This window comes from Klebsiella sp. 141240, assembly GCF_050600805.1.
In the GTDB taxonomy this organism is placed as follows: domain Bacteria; phylum Pseudomonadota; class Gammaproteobacteria; order Enterobacterales; family Enterobacteriaceae; genus Klebsiella; species Klebsiella aerogenes.
In genome coordinates this window covers 39,728-58,587 of record NZ_JAQIRK010000020.1, presented here as the reverse complement: position 1 = coordinate 58,587, position 18,860 = coordinate 39,728, and the positions used below count along the sequence as shown (strand labels likewise).

The window sequence follows — 18,860 nt, the reverse complement described above, 5'->3', positions numbered from 1 at the left end:
ATATGAAACCTGAAGATTAAACATGACTGAATCTTTTGCTCAACTATTTGAAGAATCCTTAAAAGAAATCGAAACCCGCCCGGGTTCCATCGTTCGTGGTGTTGTTGTTGCTATCGACAAAGATATCGTACTGGTTGACGCTGGTCTGAAATCTGAGTCCGCCATCCCGGCTGAGCAGTTCAAAAACGCCCAGGGCGAGCTGGAAATCCAGGTTGGTGACGAAGTTGACGTTGCTCTGGATGCAGTAGAAGACGGCTTCGGTGAAACCCTGCTGTCCCGTGAGAAAGCTAAACGTCACGAAGCTTGGATCACGCTGGAAAAAGCTTACGAAGACGCTGAAACTGTAGTCGGTGTTATCAACGGCAAAGTTAAAGGTGGCTTCACTGTTGAGCTGAATGGTATTCGTGCGTTCCTGCCGGGCTCCCTGGTAGACGTTCGTCCGGTGCGCGACACGCTGCACCTGGAAGGCAAAGAGCTTGAATTCAAAGTCATCAAGCTGGACCAGAAACGTAACAACGTCGTTGTTTCTCGTCGTGCCGTTATCGAATCCGAAAACAGCGCAGAGCGCGATCAGCTGCTGGAAAACCTGCAGGAAGGCATGGAAGTCAAAGGTATCGTTAAGAACCTCACTGACTACGGTGCATTCGTTGATCTGGGCGGCGTTGACGGCCTGCTGCACATCACCGATATGGCCTGGAAACGCGTTAAGCATCCGAGCGAAATCGTAAACGTTGGCGACGAAATCACTGTTAAAGTGCTGAAGTTCGACCGCGAGCGTACCCGTGTATCTCTGGGCCTGAAACAGCTGGGCGAAGATCCGTGGGTAGCTATCGCTAAGCGTTATCCGGAAGGTACCAAACTGACCGGTCGCGTGACCAACCTGACCGACTACGGCTGCTTCGTTGAAATCGAAGAAGGCGTTGAAGGCCTGGTTCACGTTTCCGAAATGGATTGGACCAACAAAAACATCCACCCGTCCAAAGTTGTTAACGTTGGCGATGTAGTGGAAGTTATGGTTCTGGATATCGACGAAGAACGTCGTCGTATCTCCCTGGGTCTGAAGCAGTGCAAATCTAACCCATGGCAGCAGTTCGCGGAAACCCACAACAAGGGCGACCGTGTTGAAGGTAAAATCAAGTCTATCACTGACTTCGGTATCTTCATCGGCCTGGACGGCGGCATCGACGGCCTGGTTCACCTGTCTGACATCTCCTGGAACGTTGCAGGCGAAGAAGCAGTTCGTGAATACAAAAAAGGCGACGAAATCGCTGCAGTTGTACTGCAGGTTGACGCAGAACGTGAGCGTATCTCCCTGGGCGTTAAACAGCTGGCGGAAGATCCGTTCAACAACTACGTTGCTCTGAACAAGAAAGGCGCTATCGTAACCGGTAAAGTAACTGCAGTTGACGCTAAAGGCGCAACCGTAGAACTGGCTGACGGCGTTGAAGGTTACCTGCGTGCTTCTGAAGCATCCCGTGACCGCGTTGAAGATGCAACTCTGGTTCTGAGCGTTGGCGACGAAGTTGAAGCCAAATTCACCGGCGTTGATCGTAAAAACCGCGCAATCAGCCTGTCTGTTCGTGCGAAAGACGAAGCTGACGAGAAAGATGCAATCGCAACTGTTAACAAACAGGAAGATGCAAACTTCTCTAACAACGCAATGGCTGAAGCTTTCAAAGCAGCTAAAGGCGAGTAATCTTAGTTATTCAGGCCACAACGGTCTGAATAATGACGAGTTTACTTGACAGATTGCAGGATTCGTCCTGTAATCAAGCACAAAGGGCGGCTACGGCCGCCCTTGTTTAAGCTGTAAGCTAACTTTGCCTTGAAGGAAACCGGAGGAAAAATGACCAAGTCAGAATTGATAGAAAGACTTGCCAGCCAGCAATCTCATATCCCGGCGAAAGCGGTGGAAGATGCTGTTAAAGAAATGCTGGAACATATGGCCTCAACGCTTGCTCAAGGTGAGCGCATTGAAATCCGCGGTTTCGGCAGCTTCTCTCTGCACTATCGAGCACCTCGCACCGGGCGTAACCCGAAGACTGGCGATAAAGTGGAACTGGAAGGTAAGTACGTTCCGCACTTTAAGCCTGGGAAAGAACTACGCGACCGCGCCAATATTTATGAAGAGTAAGTTTTACCGCATCAGGCAAAGACTTACTTAATAAAAAAGCACCTGAGGGTGCTTTTTTTATGCCCGTTTTCCGTGTCCGCTCGCAAAACTTTTGTCATCTGAAAGCAAGAGACAATATTTCCCGGACAGCGCGACGCAACGCCATTCTTTTCAATATGACCACGGCGGCGAATTGTCTGACACTCCCCGATAACAGGGAGGAGTTATGCGATTACCACATCTGGCAGGCTGCGCCATAATCGGAATCTCGCCGCTGCTTTGGCTACCGGCCCTACCGAATATGTTAAGCGTTTGGTGTCTTATTGGCGCTGCGCTAATTATTGCCACGCTGCGCAAACCTTACACAACGTATGCCGCATTGACGTTGCTGTTGTTCGCGTGGGGAATATTACATGCCCGGCAAGCGCTGTGGCCCACTGAGCATATTCCCGGTCGCAGCCGGCAGGCCGTTATTGAGCTGGTAGGCGGTGATGGCCTGACGAGCTGGCAAGGTAAGATAATCCGTCTTGAGGGGCGGCGTTTATATCCCGCGGTTGGGATTACCCTCTACGGCGGCGAACTGCCTGAAGCAGGCTGCGTTGGGCAGCGCTGGCTGATGACCATCCGCGCCCGTCCGGTACATGGGCAGCTAAATGAGGGCGGCTTTGATAGCCAGCGTTACGCCCTTGCGCAGCATCGTCCGCTTAGCGGACGTTTTCTAAATGCCTCATCGCTTGATTCACGTTGTAGCTCCCGGGCCCGCTATCTGGCCTCGTTGAACCGCGCACTCGCTGAGTATCCATGGAGAACGGTGATTCTCGGGCTGGGAATGGGGGAGCGCCTCGCGGTGGCGGATGAGATAAAAAAGTTAATGCAGGAGACGGGAACGTCCCATTTAATGGCTATCTCCGGCCTGCATATTGCGCTGGGGGCGTCACTTGGTTGGTTGCTGGTTCGCGGAATACAGTTCTTTCTTCCGTGCCGCTGGATAGGTTGGCGGATACCGCTGCTTGTCGGGTTAAGTTGCGCGCTGTTTTACGCCTGGCTTACCGGCATGCAACCCCCGGCGCTTCGTACCTGTGCGGCCTTAACCGCAGGATGTCTGTTGCGGCTACAGGCCAGGCGCTGGTCGCCCTGGCAAATATTTTGCTGTTGTATTGCGGCAATACTGCTGGCCGATCCACTGGCGATGATTTCAGAAAGCCTGTGGTTATCGGTCTTTGCGGTTGCTGCGTTGATTTTCTGGTATCAGCTCGCGCCGCTTCGCCGGCACCGCTGTCATTCACCGTGGCGGCAGCTGCTGGCGCTAAGCCACCTGCAATGCGGCCTGATGTTACTGCTTGCGCCGCTGCAGATAGCTTTTTTTCATGGTATTAGCCTGACTTCATTGATAGCTAACCTGGTTGCCGTTCCGCTGGTGACATTTCTAATAGTCCCGCTGATTTTAGCGGCCATGCTACTGCATCTTAGCGGTCCGGCGTTGCTTGAAATGGCGTTATGGCAACTCGCCGATCGGTTGCTGGCAATATTATTCTGGTTCTTACGCCATTTGCCTGCGGGATGGGTATCGCTCGACGAACGCTGGTTGGCGGTCAGTTTACTGCCGTGGCTGGCGCTCCTGGTATGGCGTTTTCAGGCCTGGCGTCAGATGCCGTTACTCTGTATTAGCGGCGTGGCGCTCCTTAGTTGGCCCTTCTGGCGCGCCGCTTCACCGGACGAGTGGCGGGTGACGATGTTGGATGTCGGCCAAGGGCTGGCGGTGGTCATCGAGCGTCAGGGGGCGGCAATGCTCTACGATACCGGTCCTGCCTGGCCGGGAGGAGATAGCGGCCAGCGGCTTATCGTACCCTGGTTACGCTGGCGCGGCCTCCGCCCGGAAGGCGTAATATTGAGCCACGAGCATCTTGATCATCGCGGTGGCCTGAATGCGATTATTCAGGCGTGGCCAAATCTCGTGATTCGTAGTCCGCTTAAAGCGCGCGGGCATCTACCCTGTCGCAGAGGGGAAACCTGGCGCTGGCGAGAGCTCCGATTTCAGGCACTTTGGCCATTGCCTGCGGGTGAACATAAAGGGAACAATGGTTCCTGTGTAGTTAGGGTCGATGACGGCAAGCGTAGCGTTTTACTTACCGGCGATATCGAAATCCCGGCCGAACAGCGGATGATAAGCCATTACTGGCAGCATCTTGTGTCTACACTTATTCAGGTCCCGCACCACGGCAGCAATACCTCATCTGGTCTGACGTTGCTGCAGAGGGTAGGAGGAGAGGCGGCTATCGCCTCGGCAGCGCGTTACAATGCATGGAAGATGCCTTCCAGTAAAGTCGAGCAGCGTTATCGTGAGCAAGGGTATCAGTGGTTTGATACACCGCACTCGGGGCAAATAACGATTGTTTTTTCTCCAGATGGTTGGCAAATCCATAGCTTACGAGATCAACTTTTACCTCGTTGGTATCATCAGTGGTTTGGCGGGGACGCGCAGAACGGGTAGAATATGCGGCTATTTCAACATAAGCTGGTTTATTGAATGCAGAACGATAAAGATCTCTCCACGTGGCAGACCTTCCGCCGACTTTGGCCGATGATAGCGCCGTTTAAAGCCGGGCTAATCGTAGCGGCCGTGGCGTTGGTGCTTAACGCGGCAAGTGATACCTTCATGTTATCGCTTCTTAAACCGTTATTGGATGATGGTTTTGGTAAAACGGATCGCTCAGTGCTGTTATGGATGCCGCTGGTGGTGATCGGTTTGATGGTGCTTCGCGGCATCAGTAGCTATATCTCGAGCTACTGTATCTCCTGGGTTTCCGGCAAAGTGGTAATGACGATGCGTCGCCGCCTGTTCGGTCATATGATGGGCATGCCCGTCGCCTTCTTCGACAAACAGTCCACCGGGACGTTGCTGTCGCGTATCACCTACGACTCCGAACAGGTTGCTTCATCTTCCTCCAGCGCGTTGATAACCGTAGTGCGTGAAGGGGCCTCAATTATTGGCCTGTTCGCCATGATGTTCTATTACAGCTGGCAACTGTCGCTCATTCTTATCGTGCTGGCGCCTATCGTTTCAGTCGCGATTCGGGTGGTTTCGAAGCGTTTTCGTAATATCAGTAAGAATATGCAGAACACCATGGGGCAGGTGACCACCAGCGCGGAACAGATGCTCAAAGGGCATAAAGAAGTGCTGATGTTCGGCGGCCAGGCCGTTGAAACCAAGCGTTTTGACAAGGTCAGTAATAAGATGCGTCTGCAGGGGATGAAAATGGTCTCCGCGTCCTCCATTTCCGACCCGGTCATTCAGCTGATTGCCTCTCTGGCGCTGGCCTTTGTGCTCTACGCGGCAAGTTTCCCAAGCGTCATGGAAACCCTGACTGCCGGTACCATCACCGTGGTCTTTTCGTCGATGATCGCGCTGATGCGTCCGCTGAAATCCCTGACTAACGTCAACGCGCAGTTCCAGCGCGGTATGGCCGCATGTCAGACGCTTTTCTCCATTCTGGATTCCGAACAGGAGAAAGACGAAGGCACTCGCGTGATTGAGCGCGCCAAAGGGAACCTGGAGTTCCACAACGTCACCTTTAGCTATCCTGGTCGCGAAGTTGCCGCGCTGCGTAACATTAATTTGAGCATCCCGGAAGGGAAAACCGTTGCGCTGGTAGGGCGTTCAGGCTCAGGTAAATCCACCATTGCCAGCCTGATTACCCGGTTCTACGACGTCGACGAGGGGCAGATTCTGCTGGATGGCCACGATTTGCGCGAGTACAAACTGAGCTCCCTGCGCGATCAGGTGGCGCTGGTTTCGCAGAACGTGCACCTGTTCAATGACACCGTCGCCAATAACATCGCCTATGCGCGTACCGAAGAGTACACCCGCGAGCAAATTGAAGAAGCGGCGCGTATGGCCTATGCGATGGACTTTATCAACAAGATGGATAATGGACTGGACACGATTATCGGCGAGAATGGCGTGATGCTCTCCGGCGGTCAACGTCAGCGTATCGCTATTGCGCGCGCGCTGCTGCGCAACAGCCCTATCCTAATCCTCGATGAAGCCACCTCGGCGCTGGATACCGAGTCGGAACGTGCGATTCAGGCGGCGCTGGATGAACTGCAGAAAAACCGTACCTCGCTGGTTATCGCCCACCGTCTGTCGACTATCGAACAGGCTGACGAAATTGTGGTGGTAGAAGATGGTCGCATCGTTGAACGCGGCAGCCATCTTGATCTGCTGGAACATAAAGGCGTTTACGCGCAGCTACACAAGATGCAATTCGGTCAATGATAGCGCGCATCTGGTCCGGCGAATCGCCGCTATGGCGGCTATTGCTGCCGTTCTCCTGGCTGTATGGCCTGGTGAGCGCTTTCATTCGTCTTAGCTATAGGCTAGGGTGGAAAAAAGCCTGGCGCGCGCCGGTGCCGGTCGTCGTGGTCGGTAATCTGACCGCCGGCGGCAACGGTAAAACGCCGGTGGTGGTATGGCTGGTGGAGCAACTGCAGCAGCGAGGCATTCGCGTCGGCGTGGTGTCTCGCGGCTATGGCGGCAAAGCCGACCGCTACCCGCTGTTGCTGGATAATGTAACCAGCACCGCGCAGGCGGGGGATGAGCCGGTGTTAATTCATCAACGCACCGGCGCGCCGGTGGCGGTTGCTCCACTGCGTAGCGAGGCGGTAAAAGCCTTATTAGCCGCTCACGATTTGCAAATTATCGTCACCGATGATGGTCTACAGCACTACAAGCTGGCGCGGGATAAAGAAATCGTCGTGATAGACGGTGTACGCCGTTTTGGCAACGGTTGGTGGTTGCCGGCCGGGCCGATGCGCGAGCGCGCATCCCGCCTGAAAAGCGTCGATGCCGTTATCGTCAACGGCGGCGTCTCGCGCCCGGGGGAAATCCCGATGCAGTTGCGTCCCGGCATGGCGGTGAACCTGCTTACCGGCGAGCGTCGCGATGTTGCGACCCTCGACAACGTAGTGGCGATGGCCGGTATTGGCCATCCGCCGCGCTTTTTCGCGACGCTTGAAAGCTGCGGCGTACGGCCGGTGAAAACCGTAGCGCTGGCGGATCATCAGGCGCTGAGTCAAAGCGCAGTCGCCGCACTGGCAACCTCGGGACAGACGCTGTTGATGACCGAGAAAGACGCGGTGAAATGTCGTGAATTCGCCGCCGCTAACTGGTGGTATCTGCCGGTTGACGCCATAATGACCGATGATCGCGCACAGCGGTTGCTCGCGGACTTAGTGACGCTGGCGCAACGTTAACCTGCGTACTGGTTTTGCTCGCCGCTGTGCTTGAATCCCCTACGGAGAACCTGCATGTCGGTATTGCAACTGTCGCTAAAAGAAGCTCGCTATCTTCATCTCGCGGCGCAAGGGTTACTGAAAAAGCCCCGGCGTCGCGCACGCCAGACTGACATCCTTTCCACCATCCAGCAGATGTCGCTGCTGCAAATCGATACGATCAACGTGGTCGCCCGTAGCCCTTATCTGGTGCTGTTTAGCCGTCTTGGCAGCTATCCGCAGCACTGGCTGGATGATTCTCTGCGTAGCGGCGAACTGATGGAATACTGGGCTCATGAGGCCTGTTTTTTGCCGCGCAGCGATTTCGCCCTCGTACGCCATCGGATGTTGAATCCCGACAAGATGGGCTGGAAATACCATAAAGAGTGGATGCACGAACATGCCGCCAGCATAGAAGAGTTGCTGGCGCATATCGCGCAAAATGGCCCGGTTCGCTCGGCGGATTTTTCCCATCCGCGTAAAGGCGCCAGCGGCTGGTGGGAATGGAAACCGCATAAACGTCATCTTGAAGGGTTGTTCACCGCCGGCAAACTGATGGTCGTTGAGCGGCGTAACTTTCATCGCGTCTATGATTTAACACATCGGGCAATGCCGCACTGGGATGATGAGCGCGACGCGCTCTCCCGCCTGGAGGCCGAGTCCATTATGCTGCGCAACAGCGCGCGCAGCCTCGGCATTTTTCGCCCACAGTGGCTGGCCGATTATTATCGCCTACGCCAGCCTGCATTACCGGCGCTGCTGAAGGGCTGGCAGGATGAGGGGCTGGTGACGCCGGTCATAGTTGAGGAACTGGGTGAAATGTGGCTGCATCGCGATCTGCACGCTGTGCTGGAATCGGCACCCGGCGGGAAGTTAACCGCCAGCCACAGCGCCGTGCTCTCGCCGTTTGACCCGGTGGTGTGGGACCGTAAACGCGCCGAGCAGTTATTCAACTTCAGCTATCGGCTGGAATGCTATACCCCGGCGCCGAAACGGCAATATGGCTACTTTGTGCTACCGTTGCTGCATCAGGGCAAACTGGTTGGCAGGATGGACAGCAAGTTGCACCGTAAGGGAGGCATGCTGGAGATCTTTTCGCTGTGGCTGGAAGAGGGCGTGAAAGTGACTGCCGGGCTGGAAAGCGGGCTCCAGCGGGCAATTAATGATTTTGCGCGCTGGCAAGGTGCAGAAGAGGTTGTGCTGCGCCAGTTACCCGCGACGCTATTTGCTAACCAGCGGCAAGGTTGGGGCGTTGATGCCGCGTGATACGCGGGCGACCATCCTGTGATATGCTGCTGCCAAATCTATTCGGTCCATCAGGAGGAATCATGGATCACCGTTTACTTGAAATTATCGCCTGCCCGGTTTGCAACGGTAAGCTGTACTACAGCCAGGATAAGCAAGAGCTTATCTGCAAAGCCGACAGCCTGGCCTTCCCGCTGCGCGAAGGCATCCCGGTACTACTTGAAAACGAAGCGCGCTCACTCGCGGTAGAAGAGAGCCAGCCATGAGTTTCGTCGTCATTATTCCTGCGCGTTTTGCCTCCACGCGCCTGCCGGGAAAACCTCTGCAGGATATCAACGGTAAACCGATGATAGTCCACGTGCTGGAGCGCGCCCGCGAATCTGGCGCGGATCGCATTATCGTCGCCACCGATCATGAAGATGTCGCGCGTGCGGTTGAAGCCGCGGGCGGCGAGGTTTGCATGACCCGCGCGGACCATCAATCCGGCACCGAACGTCTGGCGGAAGTCGTTGAAAAATGCGCTTTCAGCGATGACACCATCATCGTCAATATTCAGGGTGATGAACCGATGATCCCGTCGGCGATCGTGCGACAGGTGGCGGAAAACCTCGCGGCCAGCACCAGCGGGATGGCAACGTTGGCGGTACCTATCCACGATGCCGAAGAAGCATTTAACCCGAATGCGGTCAAAGTGGTCATGGATGCCGACGGCTACGCGCTCTATTTTTCTCGCGCGACTATTCCGTGGGATCGCGATCGTTTTGCAAAATCGCGCGAAGAAATTGGCGATTCCCTGCTGCGCCATATTGGTATTTACGGTTATCGCGCTGGTTTTATTCGTCGTTACGTTAGCTGGGCGCCAAGCCCGCTTGAGCAAATTGAGATGCTCGAACAGCTGCGCGTACTGTGGTATGGCGAAAAAATCCACGTCGCGGTGGCGGAAGTGGTTCCTGGCACCGGCGTTGATACGCCGGAAGATCTGGAGCGCGTCCGCGCCGAATTGCGTTAATCCTTACCGTCCCCTTCGCCTGGAGGGGACATATTTCTGCCGCTAATTAGCCCATTTTTGATCTTATCCGCTGACAAGTCGCCCCCATACGCTCATTATGAAAACAGTAGTTTTCATGAGGGTATCTATGATGGAACAGTTGCGAGCCGAACTGAGCCACCTGCTTGGCGAGAAGCTAAGCCGCGTGGAGTGCGTTAGCGAGAAACCCTCGTCAGCGCTATGGTCGCTGTATGATGCGCAGGGAAACCCAATGCCGCTGTTGGCGAAAAGCTTTACTACGCCCGGCGTAGCGCGCCAGCTGGCGTGGAAAATTTCGCTGCTTGCCCGTAGCGGCACCGTTCGTATGCCGGTGGTATACGGCGTCATGACGCATGAAGAACATCCTGGACCTGACGTATTGCTGATTGAACGGTTACGCGGCGTTTCAGTGGAAGCGCCGGCGCGTACGCCCGAGCGGTGGGAGCAGTTGCAGGATCAGATTGTCGAAGGGTTACTGACGTGGCATCGCCACGATAGCGGCGGCTGTGTGGGAATGGTCGATAGCACTCAGGAAAACCTCTGGCCTCACTGGTATCGCCAGCGGGTAGAAATGCTGTGGAGCACGCTCAACCTCTATCACGACACCGGGCTGACGATGCAGGATAAGCGCATTTTATTCCGCAGTCGTGAGAGCCTGCCGCAGCTGTTTAGTGATTTTAGCGATAACTGCGTGCTGGTTCATGGCTGCTTTACGCTACGTAGTATGCTCAAAGACGCGCGCAGCGATCAGCTGCTGGCGATGGTCGGTCCGGGGATGATGCTGTGGGCGCCGCGCGAGTACGAACTGTTCCGCCTCGCCGACGGCGGGTTAGGGGAGCAGTTACTCTGGCGCTACCTGCAGCGGGCGCCGGTCGCGGAGTCTTTCGTCTGGCGGCGTTGGCTGTATCAGCTATGGGATGAAGTCGAAAGTCTGGTGAATACCGGGCGCTTCGATCGCGCCCGTTTCTCGCTTGCCGCGAAATCAATCCTGCCCTGGATCGCCTGACGCTCCCTTCAGCCACTGCCAGCTTCGTCCCAGGGTCTCGTAAATCGCGCGTTCGCTGTGCATCAGCCAATACGGTGACGGCAGGGCGCGCTCCCAGGGGTTAAGCGCCGATTCCACCGCCAGCTGGTTGGCAGGCGCCGGTAACGGATTCAGTCCGGCATGGCGGAAAAATATCATCGCTCGCGGCAGGTGCGAGGCGGACGTCACCAGCAGGAATGGCGCCGCGCCGATGGCTTTTTTGACTTCAGCCGCTTCCTGTTCGGTATCTTTTGGTCGGTCAAGGACGATAATCGCGCTACGCGGTACGCCGAGGCTTTCGGCGACGCGCGCCCCCGCCTCGGCGGTACTAACCGGGTTGGTTTTAGCCGCCGCGCCGGTAAAGATCATTTTCGCGCCTGGGTTTTCCCGCCACAGGCGTATCCCCTCAGCCAGCCGCGGCAGACTGTTGTTGATCAGGTTCGAGCTTGGCGCCCACTGTGGATTCCAGGTATAACCGCCGCCCAGCACCACAATATACTCAACGGATTTGCCGCCGCGCCAGGTCGGGTAGCTTTTCTCGATCGGTTTTAACAACCCGTCAGCCACCGGCTGCAGGCTTAATAGCGCCAGCAACAGCCAGCTCAGAGTAACCAGCGCTTTGCCGGTTTTCTGAAAACGGCTGCGCCATAGCAGGATGATGCCGATCGCCATCAGCAATAACAGCAGAGGAAGCGGCAGCATCATGCCGCCCAATACCTTTTTCAGTGTGAAAAGCATCCCAAATGGTTCCTTTTTTAACCATATAAGCAAAGTTCTGCGTGGATCTTATAACAGATCGCTTCATTATCGCCGTGGGTATGACAAAATAGCGGTTTTGTGTTGGCTTGTGGAGTCGTCCGTGCAGGATCGCAATTTTGATGACATCGCTGAAAAGTTTTCGCGCAATATTTATGGCACCACCAAGGGCCAACTGCGCCAGGCGATCCTTTGGCAGGATCTGGAACCGCTGCTAACGCAGATGGGGCCTGGGCCGTTGCGGGTGCTGGATGCCGGCGGCGGCGAAGGGCAAACGGCGATCCGCGTCGCGGAATTAGGCCACCACGTCACGCTATGCGATCTTTCCGCCGAAATGGTGGCTCGCGCTCAGCAGGCGGCCCGCGATAAAGGTGTGATCGACAACATGCATTTTGTACAATGCGCGGCGCAGGATATTGCTCAGCATTTGGAAAGCCCCGTCGATCTGATACTGTTTCATGCGGTGCTTGAGTGGGTCGCGGAACCGCAGGAAATGTTGCGCACGCTGTGGTCGGTATTGCGTCCGGGCGGCGCGCTGTCGTTAATGTTCTACAATGCTAACGGCCTGCTGATGCACAATATGGTCGCCGGAAACTTCGACTACGTGCAAATTGGCATGCCGAAAAAGAAAAAACGCACGCTATCGCCGGATTATCCGCGCGATCCGCAGCAGGTTTACGGTTGGCTGGAAGATCTCGGTTGGCAGATAACCGGTAAAACCGGCGTGCGGGTGTTTCATGATTATCTGCGTGAGAAACGTAAACAGCATGACAGCTTTGCGGCGCTGCTGGAGCTGGAAACGCGCTACTGTCGCCAGGAGCCGTATATCAGCCTGGGCCGCTATATTCATGTCACCGCGCTTAAGAAAGATCCAGGCGCACAGCCGCAGATGCAAGGATAAACTATGAGTGAATTTTCCCAGACAGTCCCCGAACTGGTTGCCTGGGCCAGGAAAAATGATTTTTCCATCTCGCTGCCGGTCGACAGACTCTCTTTTCTGCTGGCTGTCGCCACGCTGAACGGCGAGCGGCTGGAAGGGGAAATGACCGAGGGAGAACTGGTGGACGCGTTCCGCCACGTTAGTGATGCGTTTGAGCAGACCAGCGAAACCATCAGCCAGCGCGCCAATAACGCCATCAACGATATGGTGCGCCAGCGTCTGCTGAACCGCTTTACCAGCGAAATAACGGAAGGGAATGCGATCTACCGCCTGACGCCGTTAGGTATCGGCATTACCGACTACTACATTCGCCAGCGCGAATTTTCTACCCTGCGTTTGTCGATGCAGCTGTCGATTGTGGCCGGCGAACTGAAGCGGGCTGCAGATTCCGCGGATGAGGGCGGCGATGAATTCCACTGGCATCGCAACGTTTTTGCGCCGCTGAAATATTCGGTGGCGGAAATCTTCGATAGTATCGATCTGACTCAACGCATCATGGATGAGCAGCAGCAGCAGGTGAAAGATGATATCGCCCAGTTGCTGAACAAAGACTGGCGCGCGGCGATTTCCAGCTGTGAACTGCTGCTGTCCGAAACCTCCGGCACCCTGCGCGAATTGCAGGATACCCTGGATGCGGCGGGCGACAAGCTGCAGGCCAACCTGCTGCGTATCCAGGACGCCACCTTCGCGCGCGACGATCTGCATTTTGTCGACCGTCTGGTGTTCGACCTGCAAAGCAAGCTCGACCGTATCGTCAGCTGGGGCCAACAGGCTATTGACCTGTGGATCGGTTACGATCGTCACGTACATAAATTTATCCGTACCGCCATCGATATGGATAAAAACCGCGTTTTCGCCCAGCGTTTGCGTCAGTCGGTGCAAACCTACTTCGATGCTCCGTGGGCACTGACCTACGCTAGCGCCGACCGTTTGCTGGATATGCGCGATGAAGAGATGGCGCTGCGCGATGAAGAAGTCACCGGCGAGCTGCCGGCAGACCTCGAATTCGAAGAGTTCAACGAAATTCGCGAGCAGCTGGCCGCGCTGATTGAAGCGCAGCTGGTGGTTTACAAAGAGAAGGGTATGCCGCTGGATCTCGGCCTGGTGGCGCGAGAGTTCCTGGCGCAGTATCCGCGCGCGCGTCACTTTGACGTCGCGCGAATCGTCGTTGACCAGGCGGTACAGCTGGGCGTCGCCCAGGCAGATTTCACCGGACTGCCGGCAAAATGGCAGCCGATTAATGATTACGGAGCCAAGGTACAGGCGCATGTCATTGACAAATATTGAACAAGTGATGCCAGCTAAGCTGGCGCAGGCGTTGGCCAATCCGTTATTTCCGGCGCTGGATAGCGCCCTGCGCGCAGGCCGTCACATTGGCCTCGATGAGCTGGATAATCACGCATTTTTGATGGATTTTCAGGATTACCTGGAAGAGTTTTACGCTCGCTACAACGTTGAGCTGATCCGCGCGCCGGAGGGGTTCTTCTACCTGCGCCCGCGCTCCACGACCTTGATCCCGCGCTCGGTATTGTCAGAGCTGGATATGATGGTCGGCAAAATTCTTTGCTACCTCTATCTCAGCCCCGAACGTCTGGCTAATGAAGGCATCTTCACCCAGCAGGAGCTCTACGATGAGCTGCTGACGCTGGCGGACGAAAGTAAATTACTGAAGCTGGTGAACAACCGTTCCACCGGTTCCGACCTCGACCGCCAGAAGCTGCAGGAAAAAATGCGCGCGTCCCTCAACCGCCTGCGCCGCCTCGGCATGGTGTGGTTTATGGGCCACGACAGCAGTAAATTCCGCATCACCGAATCGGTGTTCCGCTTTGGCGCTGACGTGCGCGTTGGCGACGATCCGCGCGAAGCGCAGCTGCGCATGATCCGCGACGGTGAAGCGATGGCGCTGGAGAATCACCTGCAGCTCAATGATGAGAATGAAGAGAATCAGCCGGATAGCGGGGAGGAAGAATAATGATTGAACGCGGTAAGTTTCGCTCGCTGACGCTGGTTAACTGGAACGGTTTTTTTGCCCGGACCTTCGATCTTGATGAGCTGGTAACCACCCTTTCCGGGGGCAACGGCGCAGGTAAATCCACCACCATGGCGGCTTTCGTCACGGCGCTGATCCCGGATTTAACCCTGCTGCACTTCCGTAACACCACCGAAGCGGGCGCCACCAGCGGTTCGCGCGATAAAGGCCTGCACGGTAAACTGCGCGCTGGGGTCTGTTACTCGGTGCTCGATGTGATCAACTCACGCCACCAGCGCGTGGTCGTCGGGGTACGTCTGCAGCAGGTTGCCGGGCGCGATCGTAAAGTCGATATTAAGCCATTTGCCATCCAGGGATTGCCAACTTCGATCCAGCCGACCCAACTGTTGACCGAAACGCTCAACGAGCGCCAGGCGCGCGTCGTGAGCCTCAACGAGCTGAAAGACAAGCTCGACGCCATGGAAGGGGTGCAATTCAAACAGTTTAACTCGATTACCGAATATCACTCGCTGATGTTTGATTTGGGCGTGGTAGCGCGTCGTCTGCGTTCAGCATCCGATCGTAGCAAATACTACCGCCTGATTGAGGCCTCGCTGTACGGCGGGATCTCCAGCACCATTACCCGCTCCCTGCGCGATTACCTGCTGCCGGAGAACAGCGGCGTGCGTAAGGCGTTCCAGGATATGGAAGCGGCGCTGCGTGAAAACCGTATGACCCTGGAAGCGATTCGCGTTACTCAGTCCGATCGCGATCTGTTTAAGCACCTTATCAGCGAAGCCACCAACTACGTGGCGGCGGACTACATGCGCCACGCCAACGAGCGGCGAATCCATCTGGATAAAGCGCTGGAGTACCGTCGCGAGCTCTTTACCTCGCGTTCGCAGCTGGCGGCAGAGCAGTACAAACATGTCGATATGGCGCGCGAGCTGCAGGAACACAACGGCGCAGAAGGCGATCTGGAAGCTGATTATCAGGCCGCCAGCGATCACCTGAACCTGGTACAAACCGCCCTGCGTCAGCAAGAAAAAATCGAGCGCTACGAGGCGGATCTCGACGAACTGCAGATTCGTCTGGAGGAGCAAAATGAAGTGGTGGCGGAAGCCGCCGACCAGCAGGAAGAAAACGAAGCCCGCGCCGAGGCCGCCGAACTGGAAGTGGATGAGCTGAAAAGCCAGCTCGCCGATTACCAGCAGGCGCTCGACGTGCAGCAGACTCGCGCCATTCAGTACAATCAGGCGCTACAGGCGCTGGAACGCGCGCGTGCGCTGTGTCACCTGCCGGATTTAACCGCCGACAGCGCCGACGAATGGCTGGAAACTTTCCAGGCGAAAGAGCTGGAAGCGACGGAAAAAATGCTGTCGCTGGAACAGAAAATGAGCGTGGCGCAAACCGCGCACAGCCAGTTTGAACAAGCGTATCAGCTGGTTGCGGCGATCAACGGTCCGCTGGCGCGTAATGAAGCCTGGGATGTGGCGCGTGAATTATTACGCGACGGCGTCAACCAGCGCCACCTGGCGGAGCAGGCTCATGGGCTGCGTAGCCGTCTCAACGAGCTGGAACAGCGTCTGCGTGAACAACAGGACGCCGAGCGCCAGCTGGCCGAGTTCTGTAAGCGCCAGGGCAAACGCTACGATATCGACGATTTGGAAACGCTGCATCAGGAGCTGGAAGCGCGCATCGCTTCGTTAGCCGATAGCGTTTCTAACGCTCAGGAACAGCGCATGGCTCTGCGTCAGGAGCTGGAACAGCTGCAGTCGCGTACCCAGACGCTGATGCGCCGGGCGCCGATTTGGCTGGCGGCGCAAAACAGCCTCAACCAGCTGTGCGAGCAGAGCGGCGAGCAGTTTGAATCAAGCCAGGATGTCACCGAGTACCTGCAGCAACTGCTGGAGCGCGAGCGCGAAGCAATTGTTGAGCGTGATGAAGTCGGCGCCCGCAAGCGCGCCATCGACGAAGAAATCGAGCGTCTCAGCCAGCCGGGCGGTTCTGAAGACCCTCGTCTGAACGCGCTGGCAGAGCGCTTTGGCGGCGTGCTGTTGTCGGAAATCTACGACGACGTTAGCCTCGAAGATGCCCCGTACTTCTCCGCGCTTTATGGCCCATCGCGCCATGCGATCGTGGTTCCGGATCTGTCACAGGTGGCGGAGCAGCTCGAAGGGCTGGAAGATTGCCCGGAAGACCTGTATCTGATCGAAGGCGATCCGCAGTCCTTCGATGACAGCGTTTTCAGCGTCGATGAGCTGGAAAAAGCGGTGGTAGTGAAAATTGCCGACCGCCAGTGGCGCTATTCGCGCTTCCCGACGCTGCCGCTGTTTGGCCGCGCCGCGCGTGAAAACCGCATCGAAACGCTGCACGCAGAGCGCGAAAGCCTCTCCGAGCGTTTTGCTACGCTGTCGTTTGACGTGCAGAAAACGCAGCGCCTGCATCAGGCCTTCAGCCGCTTCATCGGTAGCCATCTGGCGGTTGCCTTTGATGACGACCCGGAAGAAGAGATCCGCAAACTCAACAGCCGCCGCGGCGAACTCGAGCGCGCGCTGAATGCGCATGAAAGCGATAACCAACAGAACCGCGTCCAGTACGAGCAGGCGAAAGAGGGCGTGTCGGCGCTTAACCGCCTGCTGCCGCGCCTGAATCTGCTGGCCGATGAGACGCTGGCCGATCGCGTAGATGAAATCCAGGAGCGTCTGGACGAAGCGCAGGAAGCGGCGCGCTTTATCCAGCAGTATGGCAATCAGCTGGCGAAACTGGAACCGATCGTCTCGGTACTGCAGAGCGACCCGGAGCAGTTCGAGCAGCTGAAAGAAGATTACGCCTATTCGCAGCAAATCCAGCGCGATGCGCGCCAGCAGGCTTTCGCGCTGGCGGAAGTCGTGCAGCGCCGCGCCCACTTCAGCTATTCTGACTCGGCGGAGATGCTCAGCGGCAATAGCGATCTCAACGAGAAGCTGCGCCAGCGCCTGCAACAAGCAGAATCCGAGCGTAGCCGCGCTCGCGAAGCAATGCGTAGCCACGTTGCGCAGTTGAACCAGTACAACCAGGTGCTGGCGTCGCTGAAAAGCTCGTATGACACCAAGAAAGAGCTGCTCAACGATCTGTATAAAGAGCTGCAGGATATCGGCGTGCGCGCCGATGCCGGCGCGGAAGAGCGTGCGCGTGCGCGTCGTGATGAACTGCATATGCAGCTGAGCAACAACCGCTCCCGCCGTAATCAGCTGGAGAAAGCGTTGACCTTCTGCGAAGCGGAGATGGACAATCTGACCCGCAAACTGCGCAAGCTGGAGCGCGATTACTGCGAAATGCGCGAGCAGGTAGTGAGCGCTAAAGCGGGATGGTGCGCGGTGATGCGTCTGGTGAAAGACAACGGCGTGGAACGTCGTCTTCACCGCCGCGAGCTGGCCTATCTCTCCGCCGACGAACTGCGTTCGATGTCGGATAAGGCGCTGGGCGCGCTGCGTCTGGCGGTCGCCGATAACGAACACCTGCGCGACGTCCTGCGTATTTCGGAAGATCCGAAACGTCCGGAGCGCAAAATTCAGTTCTTCGTTGCCGTTTATCAGCATCTGCGCGAGCGAATCCGCCAGGATATTATTCGCACCGATGATCCGGTAGAAGCGATCGAGCAGATGGAAATCGAACTCAGCCGTCTGACCGAAGAGCTGACCAACCGTGAACAGAAGCTGGCGATCAGCTCCCGCAGCGTGGCGAATATCATTCGCAAGACCATCCAGCGTGAACAGAACCGTATTCGCATGCTCAACCAGGGGCTGCAGAGCGTATCGTTCGGTCAGGTCAACAGCGTGCGTCTGAACGTCAACGTGCGCGAGACCCACTCGACGCTGCTTGATGTACTGTCTGAACAGCATGAGCAGCATCAGGATCTGTTTAACAGCAATCGCCTGACCTTCTCGGAAGCGCTGGCCAAACTGTATCAACGCCTGAACCCGCAGATTGATATGGGGCAACGTACGCCGCAAACCATCGGCGAGGAACTGCTCGACTACCGCAACTATCTGGAAATGGAAGTGGAAGTTAACCGTGGTTCAGACGGCTGGCTGCGTGCGGAGTCCGGCGCGCTGTCGACCGGTGAAGCGATCGGTACCGGGATGTCGATTCTGGTGATGGTGGTGCAGAGCTGGGAAGATGAATCCCGTCGTCTGCGCGGGAAGGATATCTCGCCTTGCCGTCTGCTGTTCCTCGATGAAGCAGCGCGTCTTGATGCCCGCTCTATCGCTACGCTGTTCGAACTGTGTGAACGTCTGGAGATGCAGCTGATTATCGCGGCCCCGGAAAATATCAGTCCGGAAAAAGGCACCACCTATAAACTGGTGCGTAAAGTGTTCAATAATCACGAACACGTACACGTTGTCGGTCTGCGCGGTTTTGCCGCGCCGGTGCCGGAAGCGCTGCCTGGAACCGCTGACGCCTCCTGAAAGGGCGTCGATTAATAGGAAAAAGGGTGACAATTTGTCGCCCTTTTTGTTTTTCTGTACAGTA

13 protein-coding genes and 1 pseudogene are annotated in these 18,860 nt (G+C 56.4%); 13 read left to right on the top strand and 1 reads right to left on the bottom strand.

Annotation, left to right across the window (positions count from 1 at the left end; all coding sequences use genetic code 11):
- The first annotated feature begins 22 nt into the window (after window positions 1-22).
- The 9 genes from rpsA to PGQ95_RS22995 all read left to right on the top strand — a co-directional run bounded on the left by rpsA (window position 23) and on the right by PGQ95_RS22995 (window position 10,662).
- Window positions 23-1,696: a 30S ribosomal protein S1 gene (rpsA, locus tag PGQ95_RS23035; RefSeq protein WP_015367470.1), complete on the top strand. Its 1,674-nt coding sequence runs from the start codon at window positions 23-25 to the stop codon at window positions 1,694-1,696.
- Between the two features lie 150 nt (window positions 1,697-1,846).
- Complete coding sequence (ihfB, locus tag PGQ95_RS23030) at window positions 1,847-2,134, top strand: integration host factor subunit beta (RefSeq protein ID WP_004100704.1); 288 nt, start codon at window positions 1,847-1,849, stop codon at window positions 2,132-2,134.
- A gap of 205 nt (window positions 2,135-2,339) precedes the next feature.
- A complete protein-coding gene (locus tag PGQ95_RS23025) occupies window positions 2,340-4,604 on the top strand; it encodes a ComEC family protein (protein ID WP_430919443.1) in 2,265 nt (754 codons plus the stop codon).
- A gap of 36 nt (window positions 4,605-4,640) precedes the next feature.
- Window positions 4,641-6,389 carry a lipid A ABC transporter ATP-binding protein/permease MsbA gene (gene msbA, locus PGQ95_RS23020; RefSeq protein ID WP_032707692.1) on the top strand — a complete coding sequence of 583 codons (1,749 nt, stop codon included), beginning with the start codon at window positions 4,641-4,643 and terminating at the stop codon, window positions 6,387-6,389.
- The gene (gene lpxK, locus PGQ95_RS23015) at window positions 6,386-7,366 is read left to right on the top strand and encodes a tetraacyldisaccharide 4'-kinase (protein ID WP_430914975.1); all 981 of its coding nucleotides are present in this window, start codon (window positions 6,386-6,388) and stop codon (window positions 7,364-7,366) included. The genes msbA and lpxK overlap by 4 nt, the downstream gene beginning before the upstream one ends.
- A gap of 54 nt (window positions 7,367-7,420) precedes the next feature.
- Window positions 7,421-8,650: a winged helix-turn-helix domain-containing protein gene (locus PGQ95_RS23010; protein ID WP_316424475.1), complete on the top strand. Its 1,230-nt coding sequence runs from the start codon at window positions 7,421-7,423 to the stop codon at window positions 8,648-8,650.
- A gap of 62 nt (window positions 8,651-8,712) precedes the next feature.
- Window positions 8,713-8,895 carry a protein YcaR gene (gene ycaR / locus PGQ95_RS23005; RefSeq protein WP_042892909.1) on the top strand — a complete coding sequence of 61 codons (183 nt, stop codon included), beginning with the start codon at window positions 8,713-8,715 and terminating at the stop codon, window positions 8,893-8,895.
- On the top strand, window positions 8,892-9,638 hold the full coding sequence (gene kdsB / locus PGQ95_RS23000) for a 3-deoxy-manno-octulosonate cytidylyltransferase (protein WP_045375627.1): 747 nt from the start codon (window positions 8,892-8,894) through the stop codon (window positions 9,636-9,638). The genes ycaR and kdsB overlap by 4 nt, the downstream gene beginning before the upstream one ends.
- 130 nt (window positions 9,639-9,768) lie before the next feature.
- On the top strand, window positions 9,769-10,662 hold the full coding sequence (locus PGQ95_RS22995; protein WP_316424641.1) for a YcbJ family phosphotransferase: 894 nt from the start codon (window positions 9,769-9,771) through the stop codon (window positions 10,660-10,662).
- On the opposite strand, the gene elyC is transcribed toward PGQ95_RS22995, so the two are convergent.
- Window positions 10,639-11,418: an envelope biogenesis factor ElyC gene (gene elyC, locus PGQ95_RS22990; RefSeq protein WP_213317005.1), complete on the bottom strand. Its 780-nt coding sequence runs from the start codon at window positions 11,416-11,418 to the stop codon at window positions 10,639-10,641. The two genes, PGQ95_RS22995 and elyC, sit on opposite strands and share 24 nt — an antisense overlap.
- Before the next feature lie 121 nt (window positions 11,419-11,539).
- On the opposite strand from elyC, the pseudogene cmoM reads away from it, so the two are divergent.
- The 4 genes and pseudogenes from cmoM (at window position 11,540) to mukB (ending at window position 18,796) form a co-directional block, all read left to right on the top strand.
- Window positions 11,540-12,344: pseudogene (gene cmoM / locus PGQ95_RS22985) on the top strand (tRNA uridine 5-oxyacetic acid(34) methyltransferase CmoM).
- Entirely contained in the window at window positions 12,341-13,663 is a 1,323-nt protein-coding gene (gene mukF, locus PGQ95_RS22980) for a chromosome partition protein MukF (protein ID WP_430919440.1), read from the top strand. Before cmoM ends, mukF begins: the two are co-directional and overlap by 4 nt.
- The gene (gene mukE / locus PGQ95_RS22975; protein ID WP_015367459.1) at window positions 13,644-14,348 is read left to right on the top strand and encodes a chromosome partition protein MukE; all 705 of its coding nucleotides are present in this window, start codon (window positions 13,644-13,646) and stop codon (window positions 14,346-14,348) included. Before mukF ends, mukE begins: the two co-directional genes overlap by 20 nt.
- On the top strand, window positions 14,348-18,796 hold the full coding sequence (mukB, locus tag PGQ95_RS22970) for a chromosome partition protein MukB (protein WP_430919438.1): 4,449 nt from the start codon (window positions 14,348-14,350) through the stop codon (window positions 18,794-18,796). The genes mukE and mukB overlap by 1 nt, the downstream gene beginning before the upstream one ends.
- The last annotated feature ends 64 nt before the right edge of the window (window positions 18,797-18,860 follow it).

What these genes read in the sequence shown, in the direction of transcription:
- ihfB (WP_004100704.1), top strand. Translation starts at nt 1,847, where the DNA reads ATGACCAAGTCAGAATTGATAGAAAGACTTGCCAGCCAGCAATCTCAT.
- lpxK (WP_430914975.1), top strand. Translation starts at nt 6,386, where the DNA reads ATGATAGCGCGCATCTGGTCCGGCGAATCGCCGCTATGGCGGCTATTG.
- elyC (WP_213317005.1), bottom strand. Translation starts at nt 11,418, where the DNA reads ATGCTTTTCACACTGAAAAAGGTATTGGGCGGCATGATGCTGCCGCTT.
- PGQ95_RS22995 (WP_316424641.1), top strand. Translation starts at nt 9,769, where the DNA reads ATGGAACAGTTGCGAGCCGAACTGAGCCACCTGCTTGGCGAGAAGCTA.
- mukB (WP_430919438.1), top strand. Translation starts at nt 14,348, where the DNA reads ATGATTGAACGCGGTAAGTTTCGCTCGCTGACGCTGGTTAACTGGAAC.
- ycaR (WP_042892909.1), top strand. Translation starts at nt 8,713, where the DNA reads ATGGATCACCGTTTACTTGAAATTATCGCCTGCCCGGTTTGCAACGGT.
- msbA (WP_032707692.1), top strand. Translation starts at nt 4,641, where the DNA reads ATGCAGAACGATAAAGATCTCTCCACGTGGCAGACCTTCCGCCGACTT.
- rpsA (WP_015367470.1), top strand. Translation starts at nt 23, where the DNA reads ATGACTGAATCTTTTGCTCAACTATTTGAAGAATCCTTAAAAGAAATC.
- PGQ95_RS23025 (WP_430919443.1), top strand. Translation starts at nt 2,340, where the DNA reads ATGCGATTACCACATCTGGCAGGCTGCGCCATAATCGGAATCTCGCCG.
- kdsB (WP_045375627.1), top strand. Translation starts at nt 8,892, where the DNA reads ATGAGTTTCGTCGTCATTATTCCTGCGCGTTTTGCCTCCACGCGCCTG.
- mukE (WP_015367459.1), top strand. Translation starts at nt 13,644, where the DNA reads ATGTCATTGACAAATATTGAACAAGTGATGCCAGCTAAGCTGGCGCAG.
- PGQ95_RS23010 (WP_316424475.1), top strand. Translation starts at nt 7,421, where the DNA reads ATGTCGGTATTGCAACTGTCGCTAAAAGAAGCTCGCTATCTTCATCTC.
- mukF (WP_430919440.1), top strand. Translation starts at nt 12,341, where the DNA reads ATGAGTGAATTTTCCCAGACAGTCCCCGAACTGGTTGCCTGGGCCAGG.